The sequence below is a fragment of the Streptomyces sp. NPDC055243 genome (assembly GCF_044544025.1).
Classification (GTDB): domain Bacteria; phylum Actinomycetota; class Actinomycetes; order Streptomycetales; family Streptomycetaceae; genus Streptomyces.
Genome location: NZ_JBITWR010000012.1, coordinates 1 through 14,716, shown reverse-complemented (window position 1 = coordinate 14,716; position 14,716 = coordinate 1). Strand labels below are relative to the sequence as shown.

General features: G+C 70.0%; 12 protein-coding genes. 6 read left to right on the top strand and 6 right to left on the bottom strand.

The features are described 5' to 3' along the window. The first annotated feature begins 78 nt into the window (after positions 1-78). From secD to ACIGXX_RS30305, 4 genes are all read left to right on the top strand, one after another. Complete coding sequence (gene secD, locus ACIGXX_RS30320) at positions 79-1,851, top strand: protein translocase subunit SecD (RefSeq protein WP_399980354.1); 1,773 nt, start codon at positions 79-81, stop codon at positions 1,849-1,851. Position 1,852: 1 nt separating this feature from the next. Beyond that, positions 1,853-2,980 (top strand): protein translocase subunit SecF, encoded by a 1,128-nt coding sequence (gene secF / locus ACIGXX_RS30315; RefSeq protein ID WP_351164834.1) that lies wholly within the window; start codon positions 1,853-1,855, stop codon positions 2,978-2,980. Next, positions 2,977-3,525, top strand: a complete 549-nt coding sequence (locus tag ACIGXX_RS30310; protein ID WP_351164833.1) for an adenine phosphoribosyltransferase — start codon at positions 2,977-2,979, stop codon at positions 3,523-3,525. Before secF ends, ACIGXX_RS30310 begins: the two co-directional genes overlap by 4 nt. A gap of 226 nt (positions 3,526-3,751) precedes the next feature. Next, complete coding sequence (locus ACIGXX_RS30305; RefSeq protein WP_361463266.1) at positions 3,752-6,337, top strand: RelA/SpoT family protein; 2,586 nt, start codon at positions 3,752-3,754, stop codon at positions 6,335-6,337. Between the two features lie 96 nt (positions 6,338-6,433). On the opposite strand, the gene ACIGXX_RS30300 is transcribed toward ACIGXX_RS30305, so the two are convergent. Next, on the bottom strand, positions 6,434-7,666 hold the full coding sequence (locus tag ACIGXX_RS30300) for a DUF349 domain-containing protein (RefSeq protein ID WP_351164831.1): 1,233 nt from the start codon (positions 7,664-7,666) through the stop codon (positions 6,434-6,436). A gap of 134 nt (positions 7,667-7,800) precedes the next feature. After that, positions 7,801-8,622, bottom strand: coding sequence for a peptidylprolyl isomerase (locus tag ACIGXX_RS30295; protein WP_399980348.1), 822 nt, complete (start codon positions 8,620-8,622; stop codon positions 7,801-7,803). Between the two features lie 146 nt (positions 8,623-8,768). On the opposite strand from ACIGXX_RS30295, the gene ACIGXX_RS30290 reads away from it, so the two are divergent. Together ACIGXX_RS30290 and hisS are read left to right on the top strand one after the other, a co-directional pair. Beyond that, complete coding sequence (locus ACIGXX_RS30290) at positions 8,769-9,473, top strand: MBL fold metallo-hydrolase (protein ID WP_351164829.1); 705 nt, start codon at positions 8,769-8,771, stop codon at positions 9,471-9,473. A gap of 13 nt (positions 9,474-9,486) precedes the next feature. Continuing rightward, positions 9,487-10,749, top strand: coding sequence for a histidine--tRNA ligase (gene hisS, locus ACIGXX_RS30285; protein WP_366465235.1), 1,263 nt, complete (start codon positions 9,487-9,489; stop codon positions 10,747-10,749). A gap of 104 nt (positions 10,750-10,853) precedes the next feature. Here the strand turns inward: hisS and ACIGXX_RS30280 are convergent, their stop codons facing one another. Genes ACIGXX_RS30280 through ACIGXX_RS30265 form a run of 4 tightly spaced genes read right to left on the bottom strand, consistent with a single transcriptional unit; the run spans position 10,854 to position 14,408 of the window. Then, a complete protein-coding gene (locus ACIGXX_RS30280) occupies positions 10,854-11,480 on the bottom strand; it encodes a response regulator (protein WP_399980343.1) in 627 nt (208 codons plus the stop codon). After that, positions 11,477-12,673: a sensor histidine kinase gene (locus ACIGXX_RS30275; protein ID WP_399980635.1), complete on the bottom strand. Its 1,197-nt coding sequence runs from the start codon at positions 12,671-12,673 to the stop codon at positions 11,477-11,479. Before ACIGXX_RS30275 ends, ACIGXX_RS30280 begins: the two co-directional genes overlap by 4 nt. Continuing rightward, entirely contained in the window at positions 12,670-13,524 is an 855-nt protein-coding gene (locus tag ACIGXX_RS30270) for an ABC transporter permease (RefSeq protein WP_399980340.1), read from the bottom strand. Before ACIGXX_RS30270 ends, ACIGXX_RS30275 begins: the two co-directional genes overlap by 4 nt. Then, positions 13,521-14,408, bottom strand: coding sequence for an ABC transporter ATP-binding protein (locus ACIGXX_RS30265; RefSeq protein ID WP_351164825.1), 888 nt, complete (start codon positions 14,406-14,408; stop codon positions 13,521-13,523). The genes ACIGXX_RS30270 and ACIGXX_RS30265 overlap by 4 nt, the downstream gene beginning before the upstream one ends. Positions 14,409-14,716 lie beyond the last annotated feature (308 nt).

Genomic DNA, 14,716 nt, shown 5'->3' with positions numbered 1-14,716 from the left:
CGCCCAACCCGGGAACTCCCCGCTCAGCGATGGGGCAGTGCACGGGACGCGGGGCGGTTGGACAGGGAGAACGAGAAGGTGGCAGCACCTAAGAAGGGCCGAAGGCAGAGCGCCCCGGGCAAGCCGGGCCGCTCTTTGGTCTTCATCCTGATCGCCCTCGTGGCGCTCACCGGGGGGATGTTCCTGTCCGGGAACACCACGCCCCGCCTCGGCATCGACCTCGCCGGTGGCACGAGCATCACGCTCCAGGCGAAGAACGAGCCGGGCCAGAAGAACGCGATCAACCCGACCAACATGAACACCGCGGTCAGCATCATCAACAACCGCGTCAATGGTCTGGGTGTGTCCGAGGCCGAGGTGCAGACCCAGGGCGAAGACAACATCATCGTCAACATCCCCAAGGGCACGAACGAGAAGCAGGCGCGCGAGCAGGTCGGCACGACCGCTCAGCTCTACTTCCGTCCCGTCCTGACGGTGGCCAGCGGTGAGCCCACCCCCGAGCCGTCCGCCAGCTCGTCCGGCAAGGGCAAGGACAAGAGCGCGGACCCGGACAAGGCGACCGAGAAGGGCGACGACAAGGCCTCCGCGACGCCGACCGCCTCCGGCTCGCCCACCTCCCAGGGCCGCGCCGTCACCGACGGCCTGAAGGCCGACGCGACCCCGACGCCGAAGGCCTCGGACAAGGGCAAGGACGACAAGGCGTCGCCGACCCCCACCCCGTCCGCCGACCCGGCCACCGCCGCGCTGCAGAAGAAGTTCACCGAGCTCGACTGCACCGACAAGGCGGCCCGCGGCAAGGTCGGCGACGGCGTCAAGCCGTCCGAGCAGACCGTGGCCTGTGGCAAGAACAACGCGGGCCAGTGGGAGAAGTACGTCCTCGGTCCGGCCGAGCTGAACGGCAAGGACGTCGACGACGCCAAGGCGACGATCAACCAGCAGAGCGGTGCCTGGGTCGTCAACATGGACTTCACGGGCGGCGGCTCGAAGAAGTTCTCGAAGACGACCAGCAAGCTCTCGCAGCAGCAGCCCCCGATGAACCAGTTCGCCATCGTCCTCGACGGTGAAGTGGCCTCGGCCCCCAGCGTCAACACGACGCTGAGCGCGAACGCCGAGATCTCCGGCAGCTTCACCCAGGAGTCGGCCCAGGACCTGGCCAACATCCTGTCGTACGGCGCGCTGCCGCTGACCTTCCACGAGCAGAGCGTCACCACCGTGAGCCCGGCGCTCGGCGGCGAGCAGCTGCACGCCGGTCTGATCGCCGGCGCCATCGGCCTCGCGCTCGTCATCATCTACCTGGTGGTCTACTACCGCGGACTCTCGCTGATCGCCATCGCGAGCCTCCTGGTCTCGGCCGCCCTGACGTACACCCTGATGACGCTGCTCGGCCCGGCCATCTCCTTCACCCTGAACCTGCCCGCGGTGTGTGGTGCGATCGTTGCGATCGGTATCACCGCGGACTCGTTCATCGTGTTCTTCGAACGCGTCAGGGACGAGGTCAGGGAGGGACGCACGCTGCGGCCCGCCGTGGAGCGTGCCTGGCCGCGTGCCCGGCGCACCATCCTGGTCTCCGACTTCGTGTCGTTCCTCGCGGCCGCGGTGCTCTTCATCGTCACGGTCGGCAAGGTCCAGGGCTTCGCGTTCACGCTCGGCCTGACCACGCTGCTCGACGTCGTGGTGGTCTTCTTCTTCACCAAGCCGCTGATGACCCTGATGGCGCGCAAGAAGTTCTTCGCGAACGGCCACAAGTGGTCCGGCCTCGACCCGAAGCGCCTCGGCGCCAAGCCGCCGCTGCGCCGCACCCGCCGCGCCACTGGTTCTGCCGCTGGCCCTGTCGACCCGAAGGAGGCGTGAGATGTCGAAGCTCGGCAATCTCGGCGCCAGGCTCTACCGCGGTGAGGTCGGCTACGACTTCGTCGGCAAGCGCAAGATCTGGTACGGCGTCTCGATCCTGATCACCATCACGGCCATCGTCGGCCTCGCGGTGCGCGGCCTGAACATGGGCATCGAGTTCGAGGGCGGTGCCGTCTTCACCACCCCGAAGACCAGCGTCTCGGTGGCTCAGGCGGAGAAGTACGCGGAAGAGGCCTCCGGCCACGACGCGGTCGTCCAGGAGCTCGGCTCGGGCGGTCTGCGCATCCAGGTCGCCGGTGTCGACACCGCCAAGTCCGACCAGATCAAGGCTGATCTGGCCGAGAACATGGACATGAAGGTCGACTCCATCAACGCCGACCTCGTGGGCCCCAGTTGGGGTGAGCAGATCAGCAAGAAGGCCTGGACGGGCCTGATCATCTTCATGGTCCTCGTGGTGATCTATCTGGCGATCGCCTTCGAGTGGCGCATGGCGCTCGCCGCGCTGATCGCCCTGATCCACGACATCACGATCACCGTGGGTGTGTACGCCCTGGTGGGCTTCGAGGTCACCCAGGGCACGATCATCGGTCTGCTGACGATCCTCGGTTATTCGCTGTACGACACCGTCGTGGTCTTCGACAGCTTGAAGGAGCAGTCGAAGGACCTCACCAAGCAGACCCGGTGGACCTACAGCGAGGTCGCCAACCGCAGCATCAACAGCACCCTGGTGCGCTCGATCAACACCACGGTCGTCGCGCTCCTGCCGGTCGCCGGCCTGCTCTTCATCGGCGGCGGTTTCCTGGGCGCGGGCATGCTCAACGACATCTCGCTGTCGCTGTTCGTCGGCCTCGCGGCCGGCGCGTACTCGTCGATCTTCATCGCCACGCCGCTCGTCGCCGACCTCAAGGAGACCGAGCCGCAGATGAAGGCGCTCAAGAAGCGCGTCCTCGCCAAGCGCGCCGCTGCCGCGGCCAAGGGGGAGTCCGCGGAGAGCGCCGCGCAGGACGAGTACGACGAGCCGGACGACGACGAGCCGCAGGACGCCGCCCCCGCGGGCGTCGTCGGCCCGCGCACGCAGCCGGCCTCGCGGGGCCGCGGCCGTGGCCGTCCTTCGGGGAAGCGCCGATGACCGAGCTCGCCGGAACGACGGAGTTGCTGCTCAGCCGCATCCGAGACGTTCCCGATTACCCCGAGCCCGGGGTGATGTTCAAGGACATCACGCCGCTCCTGGCCGACCCGGAGGCGTTCGCCGCACTGACCGAGGCCCTCGCGGACCTCGCCGTGCGGCACGGCGCCACGAAGATCGTCGGCCTGGAGGCCCGCGGCTTCATCCTGGGCGCCCCGGTCGCCCTGCGCGCCGGGCTCGGCTTCATCCCCGTACGCAAGGCGGGCAAGCTCCCCGGAGCGACGCTCAGCCAGTCGTACGACCTGGAGTACGGCAGCGCCGAGATCGAGGTGCACGCCGAGGACCTCGCCGCCGACGACCGCGTCATGGTCATCGACGACGTCCTGGCGACCGGCGGCACCGCCGAGGCGTCCCTGCGGCTCATCCGCCGTGCGGGCGCCCAGGTGGCCGGTGTGGCGGTTCTGATGGAGCTCGGCTTCCTCGGGGGCCGCAGCAAGCTTCAGACGGCCCTGGAGGGCGCCCCGCTGGAGGCCCTCCTCACCGTCTGAGGCGTCTGAGCAGCCACCACGCACACCCTGAGGCGGGCCCGGAGGAATCCGGCGCCCGCCTCAGGTGTTCCTTCTGTAGAGACCTCGGGTCCACCGTGTGGAGACCTCAGGCGTTTCTTCCGTAGAACGCCGTCTCACGAGCTGAGGGCGAGCCGAAGGTCCAGGATCGATACCATGGGCTCTTCGGGGCCTGACCGGGGGACCCGGATCGCACAGGGAGCGCCTCTTGCCAGACGAGTCCAAGGCACTCACCGCCGCCAAGGCCGCAGAGCAGGCCCAGCGCGCGGCGGCCACTGCCGCGCCCGCGAAGAGCGCGCCGCCCGCCAAGGGCGCGACGCCGGCGAAGCAGGAGAGCACGCCCCCCAGCACCAAGCCCGCACCGAGCACACCCGCCGCCGGCGCCCAGGGCGACAAGCCGGCCGCCGATCCGTCGCGCTCCAAGCCGCCCACGGAGGCCCGGGCGGGCAGCACGACGCCCACGCCACGGCCCACCGCGGCCAAGAACGAGCGCTCCGGCTCCTCCAACCGCGTACGCGCCCGCCTGGCCCGCCTGGGCGTCCAGCGCTCCAACCCGTACAACCCGGTCCTGGAGCCGCTGCTGCGGATAGTGCGCAGCAACGACCCCAAGATCGAGACGGCGACGCTGCGCCAGATCGAGAAGGCCTACCAGGTCGCCGAGCGCTGGCACCGCGGCCAGAAGCGCAAGAGCGGCGACCCGTACATCACGCACCCGCTCGCCGTGACGACGATCCTCGCCGAGCTGGGCATGGACCCGGCCACGCTGATGGCGGGGCTGCTGCACGACACGGTGGAGGACACCGAGTACGGCCTGGACACCCTCAAGCGCGACTTCGGGGACCAGGTCGCCCTGCTCGTCGACGGCGTCACCAAGCTGGACAAGGTCAAGTTCGGCGAGGCCGCGCAGGCCGAGACCGTGCGCAAGATGGTCGTCGCCATGGCCAAGGACCCCCGCGTCCTGGTCATCAAGCTCGCCGACCGCCTGCACAACATGCGCACGATGCGCTATCTCAAGCGCGAGAAGCAGGAGAAGAAGGCCCGCGAGACCCTGGAGATCTACGCGCCCCTGGCCCACCGCCTGGGCATGAACACCATCAAGTGGGAGCTGGAGGACCTCGCCTTCGCGATCCTCTACCCCAAGATGTACGACGAGATCGTGCGTCTGGTCGCCGAGCGCGCCCCCAAGCGCGACGAGTACCTCGCCATAGTGACCGACGAGGTCCAGGCCGACCTGCGCGCCGCCCGCATCAAGGCCACCGTCACCGGGCGCCCGAAGCACTACTACAGCGTCTACCAGAAGATGATCGTCCGCGGCCGTGACTTCGCGGAGATCTACGACCTGGTGGGCATCCGCGTCCTCGTCGACACGGTCCGCGACTGCTATGCCGCCCTCGGCACCGTCCACGCGCGATGGAACCCGGTCCCCGGCCGGTTCAAGGACTACATCGCGATGCCCAAGTTCAACATGTACCAGTCGCTGCACACGACGGTCATCGGCCCCAGCGGCAAGCCCGTCGAGCTCCAGATCCGTACGTTCGACATGCACCGCCGCGCCGAGTACGGCATCGCCGCGCACTGGAAGTACAAGCAGGAGCCGTCCGCCGGCGCCGCCTCCAAGGTGCGCACCGACGTGCCGCGCAAGGCCGGTGCCAAGGACGACCACCTGAACGACATGGCGTGGCTGCGCCAGCTCCTGGACTGGCAGAAGGAGACCGAGGACCCCAGCGAGTTCCTGGAGTCGCTGCGCTTCGACCTGTCGCGCAACGAAGTCTTCGTCTTCACGCCGAAGGGCGACGTCATAGCGCTCCCGGCGGGCGCGACCCCGGTCGACTTCTCGTACGCGGTCCACACCGAGGTCGGCCACCGCACCATAGGAGCGCGGGTCAACGGACGGCTCGTACCGCTCGAATCGACCCTGGACAACGGCGACCTGGTGGAGGTCTTCACCTCCAAGGCGGCCGGCGCGGGCCCCTCCCGCGACTGGCTCGGCTTCGTCAAGTCGCCGCGGGCGCGCAACAAGATCCGCGCGTGGTTCTCCAAGGAGCGCCGCGACGAGGCCATCGAGCAGGGCAAGGACGCCATCGCGCGCGCCATGCGCAAGCAGAACCTGCCGATCCAGCGCATCCTCACCGGCGACTCCCTGGTCACCCTCGCGCACGAGATGCGCTACCCCGACATCTCGTCCCTGTACGCGGCGATCGGCGAAGGCCACGTCACCGCGCAGTCCGTGGTGCAGAAGCTCGTCCAGGCGCTCGGCGGCGAGGAGGCCGCCAACGAGGACATCGCCGAGAGCACGCCGCCCTCGCGCAGCCGCAGCAAGCGCCGCGCCAACGCCGACCCCGGTGTCGTCGTCAAGGGCGTCGAGGACGTCTGGGTCAAGCTGGCCCGGTGCTGTACGCCGGTCCCCGGCGACGGGATCATCGGCTTCGTCACGCGCGGCAGCGGCGTATCGGTTCACCGCAGCGACTGCGTGAACGTCGACTCGCTCTCCCGCGAGCCCGAGCGCATCCTCGAGGTCGAGTGGGCGCCCACCCAGTCCTCGGTCTTCCTGGTCGCCATCCAGGTCGAGGCCCTGGACCGCTCGCGCCTGCTCTCGGACGTCACGCGCATCCTCTCGGACCAGCACGTGAACATCCTGTCCGCGGCCGTCCAGACCTCCCGCGACCGGGTGGCCACCTCGCGCTTCACGTTCGAGATGGGCGACCCCAAGCACCTGGGCCATGTGCTCAAGGCGGTCAGGGGAGTCGAGGGCGTGTATGACGTCTACAGGGTGACGTCGGCGCGCAGGCCGTAAACCGGGCCACTACGTAGAGGGGCTCCCGTACGTGATGTACGGGAGCCCCTCTACGTAGCGTGCGAAAAACTCAGCCGCCGCATGCGGCGGCCGATCTCAGCCGCCGAACTCGTGCAGACCCTTCAGCGCCTGGTCGAGCAGTGCCTGGCGGCCGTCGAGCTCCTTCTGGAGCTTGTCCGCCTTGGCGTTGTTGCCCGCGGCGCGCGCCTTGTCGATCTGCTCGACGAGCTTGTCGACGGCGGCCTGCAGCTGACCGGTCAGACCCTCGGCGCGAGCGCGCGCCTCGGGGTTCGTCCGGCGCCACTCGGCTTCCTCGGTGTCCTGCAGAGCACGCTCCACCGCGTGCATCCGGGCCTCCACCTTCGGCCGCGCGTCCCGCGGGACGTGGCCGATGGCTTCCCAGCGCTCGTTGAGCGTACGGAAGGCGGCGCGGGCCGACTTGAGGTCCTTGACCGGGACGAGCTTCTCGGCCTCCTCGGCCAGCTCCTCCTTCAGCTTCAGGTTCTCCGTCTGCTCGGCGTCCCGCTCCGCGAAGACCGCGCTGCGTGCCGCGAAGAACACGTCCTGGGCGCCGCGGAAGCGGTTCCACAGGTCGTCCTCGTGCTCGCGCTGGGCGCGGCCCGCGGCCTTCCACTCGGTCATCAGGTCGCGGTAGCGCGCGGCCGTCGGACCCCAGTCGGTCGATGCGGAGAGAGCCTCGGCCTCGCCGACCAGCTTCTCCTTGGTCTTGCGGGCCTCTTCGCGCTGGGCGTCCAGCGAGGCGAAGTGGGCCTTGCGCCGCTTGGAGAACGCCGAGCGGGCATGCGAGAAGCGGTGCCACAGCTCGTCGTCCGACTTGCGGTCCAGGCGCGGCAGACCCTTCCAGGTGTCCACCAGGGCGCGCAGCCGCTCACCGGCCGCCCGCCACTGCTCGCTCTGGGCGAGCTCCTCGGCCTCGACGACCAGCGCCTCCTTGGCGTGCCTCGCCTCGTCCGACTGCTTGGCCTTCTGCACCTTGCGCTCTTCACGGCGCGCGTCGACGGTCTCGACGAGCTTGTCCAGGCGCTTGCTCAGGGCGTCCAGATCGCCGACCGCGTGTGCCTCGTCCACCTGCTGGCGCAGGTGGTCGATGGCGGTCATGGCGTCCTTGGCCGACAGGTCGGTCGTCTTCACCCGGCGCTCGAGAAGTCCGATCTCGACGACCAGACCGTCGTACTTGCGCTCGAAGTAGGCAAGGGCCTCGTCAGGAGATCCCGCTTTCCACGAACCGACTTCGCGCTCACTGCCGTCGGCCTTGCGCACGTACACGGTCCCCGTCTCGTCGACGCGGCCCCACGGGTCGCTGCTCACAGCGCCTCCTCCACATGATGCCTGCGCAGGGCCTCGGGGCCCCCGGCATCGTCCACAGTTTCGTCACCGCCAACATAGGCGACCGGCGGGGCGGCTGTCCGCATCCCGCACGTCCGAAGTTTGCCTGCCCGCGGTCAGGATTTCGACACGGTCGCCTTGTTGATGACGACCGTCGCGTTCGGGGCGCCGTCGCCCTGGCCGGTGCTCTCGCCGGCGTCGGCAATCTTCTTGAGCACCTTCATCCCGGAATCGGAAATGGTCCCGAACGGTGTGTAGTCGGGTGGCAGCTGACTGTCCTGGTAGACCAGGAAGAACTGGCTGCCGCCGGTGTCCCGGCCCTTCTTCTCCTGGGCGTTGTACTGGTTGGCCATCGCTACCGTGCCCGCCGGATACACGTTCCCCTTCAGGCTCTTGTCCTTGAGGTTCTCGTCCGGGATCGAGTAGCCGGGGCCGCCCTCGCCGGTGCCCTTGGGGTCGCCGCACTGCAGGACGTAGATGCCGCCCGCGGTGAGCCGGTGGCACTTGGTGTGATCCAGGTAGCCCTTGTTCACCAGGAAGTTGAAGGAGTTGACCGTGTGCGGGGCCTTCGCCGCAGAGAGGTCGAGGCCGATGTCGCCGCAGGTGGTGCTGAGCTTCATCGCGTAGCTCGCCGTCTTGTCGATCGTGAGCGCCGGCTCCTTCTTGAAGCTGAGCGGCTTCACCTTGCCGCCCGCGGGCTTCTCGCACGGGTCCGGCTTCGTGGTGGGGCTCGCGTTCGCGTTGTCCTTCGGCTTGCCGTCGTCGTCGAAGGCACCTGCCGCGTACGACACCGCGCCGCCGGCCACCACCACCGCGAGCGCCGACGCGATCACCGCGTTGCGCATCCGCGCCCTGCGTCGCGCGGCCTCCCGGCGCTGCTGCTGCCGCAAGAACTTCTCCCGGGCGAGCTGACGCCGCCGCTGATCGTTGCTGACCACCGGGTTCTCTCTCCTCTGCGTGGATGACCGCTTCTGTGTGCCCCGTACCGTATATGGGTTAGCTGTGGAATCGGGAGCGCCGGTAGGCTCTGATCTGCCGCGATCCTGCGCGGTCACCTCCGCCGGACTACGAACGAAGGACGATCGTGCTCATTGCCGGGTTTCCCGCCGGGGCCTGGGGCACCAACTGCTACTTGGTCGCCCCCGCCGCCGGCGAGGAGTGCGTGATCATCGACCCGGGCCATCAGGCCACCGAGGGAGTCGAGGACGCACTCAAGAAGCATCGGCTCAAGCCCGTCGCGGTCGTCCTCACCCACGGCCACATCGACCACGTCGCCTCGGTCGTCCCGGTCTGCGGGGCACATGACGTGCCCGCGTGGATCCACCCCGAGGACCGGTACATGATGAGCGACCCGGAGAAGGCCCTGGGCCGCTCCTTCGGCGCCCAGCTGCTCGGCGAACTGACCGTGGGGGAGCCCTCCGACGTCAAGGAGCTGGCCGACGGCGCGCGCCTGAAGCTCGCCGGTCTGGACTTCTCCGTCGCGCACGCGCCGGGGCATACGAAGGGGTCGGTGACGTTCCAGTTGCCCGAGTCCGCCGAGGTCCCCTCGGTGTTCTTCTCGGGCGACCTGCTCTTCGCCGGCTCCATCGGCCGCACCGACCTGCCCGGCGGATCGCAGGACGAGCTGCTCGAGTCGCTGGCGCGCGTGTGCCTGCCGCTCGACGACTCGACCGTGGTCCTGCCCGGTCACAACGAGCACACGACCATTGGCCGTGAGCGCGCCACCAACCCGTATCTGCGCCAGGTGGCCGCAGGCCTGGGAGCCGACGCTCCCCGACGAGGAATGTGACGAGAGAAAACCCGTGAGCACCTTCAAGGCCCCCAAGGGCACGTACGACCTGCTGCCGCCGGACTCCGCGAAGTACCTGGCGGTGCGCGAGGCCATCGCCACGCCGCTGCGGAACTCCGGGTACGGCTACGTCGAGACGCCCGGCTTCGAGAACGTCGAGCTGTTCTCGCGCGGCGTCGGCGAGTCCACCGACATCGTCTCCAAGGAGATGTACGCCTTCGAGACCAAGGGCGGCGACCAGCTCGCCCTGCGCCCCGAGGGCACCGCATCCGTGCTGCGCGCCGCCCTGGAGGCCAACCTGCACAAGGCGGGCAACCTCCCGGTCAAGCTCTGGTACTCCGGCTCGTACTACCGCTACGAGCGCCCGCAGAAGGGCCGCTACCGCCACTTCTCGCAGGTCGGCGCAGAGGCGATCGGCGCGGAGGACCCGGCGCTCGACGCCGAGTTGATCATCCTCGCGGACCAGGCGTACCGCGCCCTGGGCCTGCGCCAGTTCCGCATCCTGCTGAACTCGCTCGGCGACAAGGAGTGCCGCCCCGTCTACCGGGCCGCGCTGCAGGACTTCCTGCGCGGACTCGACCTGGACGAGGAGACACGTCGACGTATCGACATCAACCCGCTGCGGGTCCTGGACGACAAGCGCGACGACGTCCAGAAGCAGCTGGTCGGCGCCCCGATGCTGCGCGACTACCTGTGCGACGCGTGCCAGGCGTACCACAAGCAGGTGCGCGAGCTCCTGACGTCCGAGGGCGTCGAGTACGAGGACGACCCGAAGCTGGTCCGCGGCCTGGACTACTACACGCGCACGACCTTCGAGTTCGTCCACGACGGCCTCGGCTCGCAGTCCGCGGTGGGCGGCGGCGGCCGCTACGACGGCCTGTCCGAGATGATCGGCGGCCCCTCGCTGCCGTCGGTGGGCTGGGCGCTCGGCGTGGACCGCACGGTCCTCGCCCTGGAGGCGGAGGGCGTGGAGCTCGAACTGCCCTCGGCGACCAGCGTGTTCGCGGTGCCGCTCGGCGACGAGGCCCGGCGGGTCCTGTTCTCCAAGGTGACGGAGCTGCGCAGGGCGGGCGTCGCGGCGGACTTCTCGTACGGCGGCAAGGGCCTCAAGGGCGCCATGAAGAACGCCAACCGCAGCGGCGCGCGCTTCACGATCGTCGCCGGTGAGCGTGACCTCGCCGAGGGCGTCGTCCAGCTCAAGGACATGGAGTCCGGGGAGCAGGACGCCGTGGCGGTGGAGGAGATCGTGGCCGTCGTGCAGGGCAAGCTGGCCTGATCGCCCGCGCCCCGAAGGGGCGCGGGGAACCGCGCGACCAGCCACGACGCAGCCGCGGAGAGATCTGTCGACGAGGGCCCCGGGTGCCGCACCCGGGGCCCTCGTCACTGCTCGAGCAAGCCGTGGCGCATCGCACTGGTGACCGCCGCCGTGCGGTCGTCCACCCCCAGCTTCGCGAAGACCCGCAGCAGATGGGTCTTCACCGTCGACTCGGCGACATGCAGCCGCCGGCCGATCTCCGCGTTCGTACAGCCCTCCGCCACCAGACGCAGCACCGCCGTCTCACGCTCCGCGAGCCGTGGCCGCTCCGGGCGCGCACGCAGCTGGTCGACCAGGCGGGCCGCCACCGAGGGGGCAAGGACCGTCTCCCCGCGGGCAGCGGCCCGCACCGCCTCGGCCAGCTCACCCCGGGCCAGATCCTTGAGCAGGTAGCCCGCCGCACCCGCCTCCACGGCCCGCAGGATGTCGCGGTCGGTCTCGTACGTCGTGAGCACGATGACCCGGCAGGGCAGCCCCGCCGCGGCCATCCGCTCGATCGAGTCGGCCCCGCCACCGCCGGGCATCCGCAGGTCCATCAGGACGATGTCCGGCCGCAGCTCGGCGGCCAGCGCCTCCGCCCGCGGCCCGCTCGACGCCTCCGCGACCACGTCCAGATCCGGCTCGGCGCTCAGCATGGCGCGCAGTCCCTCGCGTACGACGGGATGGTCGTCGGCGAGCACGATGCGGATCACGGGGACGTCCTCTCGGGGATCGGCAGCAGAACGGTGACGGTCGTGCCGTCGCCGGGGCCACTGGCCACCTCCGCAGTGCCCCTGACCTCGGCGGCCCGCCTGCGCAGCCCCCGCAGGCCGTACCCCTGCCGCGGTGCGCCGGCGTCGAAGCCGCACCCGGTGTCCCGCACCGCCAGGGTGAGCGACCCGTGCGCGTAGGCCAGGGCGACGGTCGCCGACGCACCGGGACCGGCGTGCCTGCGTACGTTGGTGAGGGCCTCCTGACAGGAGCGCAGGGCCACCACTTCCAAGCCCGGCGGCAGCGGTCGCACGTCGCCCGTCACGGAGACCTCGGCCTCGTGCCGGGCCGCCAGGCGCCGCATGGCCTCCGGCAGCGAACCGGCGTCCAGGTCGGCGGGCGCGCGGCCCGCGACCAAGGCCCGCGCCTCCGCGAGGTTCTGCCGCGCCGTCGCCTCCATCAGCCCCAGGTGGCGGCGGGCGGCGGGCACGTCACGCGCCAGCTCGGCGTCGACGGCCTGGACGAGCATGAGGACGCTGGTGAAGCCCTGCGCGAGGGTGTCGTGGATCTCGCGCGACATGCGCTCGCGCTCCGCGAGAGCCCCGCGCTCGGCGGAGAGCCGGGTGACCTCCTCGCGGCTCGCCTCCAACTCGGCGAGGAGGTCGGCCCGTTCGTGGCTCTGCTCGATGATGCGGGCGATCCAGGTGCCCATCGCCACCGAGAAGACCAGCGTCACCACGGCGAACACCGAGTTGTAGAAGACGTCCTGCGGCGAAGGCCGCCACAGCAGCGCCCAGCCCGCCACGGGCGCGATGTTGATGACGGTGACCGCCACCGTCGCCCAGCGCGTCCGCAGACAGATGAAGCACTGCGGGACGAGCGCGAAGGCCATCAGGCGCGTCTCGCCGATCAGGACCCCCGGTGGCAGGAACAGCACGGTCGCGCCTGCGATGTAGCTCAGCGCCCGCCGTTCGTCGGTGCCTTCCTCCATGAGCACGCGGCGCCCGAACCACACGTACCAGGGGACCAGGAGCAGGAGAAACCCGGCCGTGGTCAGCCGGACGGGCCACCCCGGCTCCGCCGTGCCGAGCACGAAGACCAGGGTGGCCGCCCACACCACGGCGAAGTACGAGTCCCAGAGGCGGAACGTGCGCAGCCAGATGTGCGCGTCGCGCGGCCCGGCCGCCCCGCTCATCCGTCGCGCCGGTTCTTCCACCGGAAGGTCATCAGACACAGCACCAATCCTCCGACGCACCAGGCGCCGAGCACCAGGGCCACGCGTCCGTACTCCCAACTTCCCGTCTGTTCCAGGATGTTGGCCGACTCCGGCAGGAACACCCCGCGGAAGCCCTGGCACATCCACTTCAGCGGGAAGAGCGCGCCGATGTCCAGCATCCAGTCGGGGATCGTGTCGATGGCGATGTAGACGCCCGAGATGAACTGCAGCACCAGGAAAGGGAGGACGACCACGGAGTTGGCGCTGCGCCCGGACTTCGGGACGCTGCTGATCGCGATGCCGAGCAGCGCGCAGCCGGTGAGGCCGAGGACGAAGACCCAGCCGAAGGTGAGCCACTTGCCCGCGCTCGTCGGCAGCTCGACGTCGAAGAGCGTCACGCCCACGACCAGCAGGGCCACGGTCTCCAGCAGGCCGGTGACCAGGACGAGCCAGATCTTGCCGAGGAAGTACGCGGCAGGCGGCATCGGCGTCCCGCGCAGCCGCCGCAGCACCTTCTCGTCGCGCTCGATGGCGATGGAGACGCCGAGCGACTGGAAGCTGGTGGACATGATGCCCGCCGCGATCATCGCGGCCACGTAGAGCTGCGACGCCGTGATGCCGGCGCCCTCCACGTCGTCGCTGAAGATCGACGCGAACAGGAACAGGAAGACGATGGGGAAGGCGAAGGTGAAGACCACCTGCTCGCGCAACCGGAAGAACTGCCTGAGCTCCATCGCGCCCTGACGCAGGCCGAGCGCCCAGGCCGATGGCATTCGGTGCGGGGGGTGCTCGAAGGGGCGTACGCCCGTGGCCGTGGCCGTCGAGGTCATCGCGCGTCGCCTTCCTGTCCGGTAAGCCGCAGGTACACGTCTTCGAGGGAGGGGCGGCCGATGCGCAGCCCCGGGATCTCGCCGTCGAACCGGGCCGTCAGCTCGGCGACGGTCCGCGTCGGGGTCCCGGTGCGCTCGACGCGCGGGGTCCCGTCCGGGTCGGTCCACTCGACGGTGGCCTCGGTGCCGTAGCGGTGACGCAGGGCGCCGGGCTCGCCCTCGGCCACCACCCGGCCACCGGCGATCACCGCGAGCCGGTGCGCGAGCGCTTCCGCCTCCTCCAGATAGTGGGTGGTGAGCACGATCGTCGTGCCCTCGTCGGCGAGCCTGCGGATCAGGCTCCAGAACTGGCGCCGCGCGGCCGGGTCGAAGCCTGTGGTCGGCTCGTCCAGGAGCAGGAGTTCGGGGTCGCCGATGACGCCGAGCGCCACGTCGAGCCGGCGGCGCTGGCCGCCCGAGAGGCTCTTGATGCGGCTCGCCGCCTTCTCCTGGAGGCCGACGAGCGCGATGACCTCCTCGGGCCCCCGCGGCTTCGGGTAGTAGCGGGCGAACTGACGTACTGTCTCGCGCACCGTCAGCTCGGCGGGCGCGGACTCGTCCTGCCACACGATCCCGACGCGTGAGCGCCACGCACGCCCGGCGGACGCGGGGTCGGCGCCGAGCACGGCTACCTCGCCGCCGTCCCGCGCGCGGTTTCCCTGAAGGATCTCCACGGTGGTGCTCTTGCCCGCGCCGTTGGGGCCCAGGATGCCGAAGACCTCGCCGTGCCGGATGGCCAGGTCGATGCCGTCCACGGCGGCCACGTCGCCGTAGCGCTTGCGCAGCCCGCGCACGTCCACCGCGAGACCGCCGGTGGCCGCCGTCGTTCCGTCGTCTGTCGTCATGCCGTCGAGCGTCCCGGCGAACCGAACGCTCCGGGACCTCCGCGCGTACCTCCTTATGTCCATCGAACGGTGGACACCCGCGCGCGTGCGGCACAATGTCCGTGCCCGCAGGCCCCCACTCAGCGACGGAACGGCGTGATGAGCAAGACGACCCCGGCAAGCGACAGCCTCCCCGAGCACGACCGCGGGGCAACGGACGCGGACGCCCCACGCGGCGTCGGTGGGAGCCGTGCGTTCGCGCTGCTCCTGGTGATCACGGGTGCGGCGGGGCTGCTGGCGGCGTGGGTCATCACGCTGGACAAGTTCAA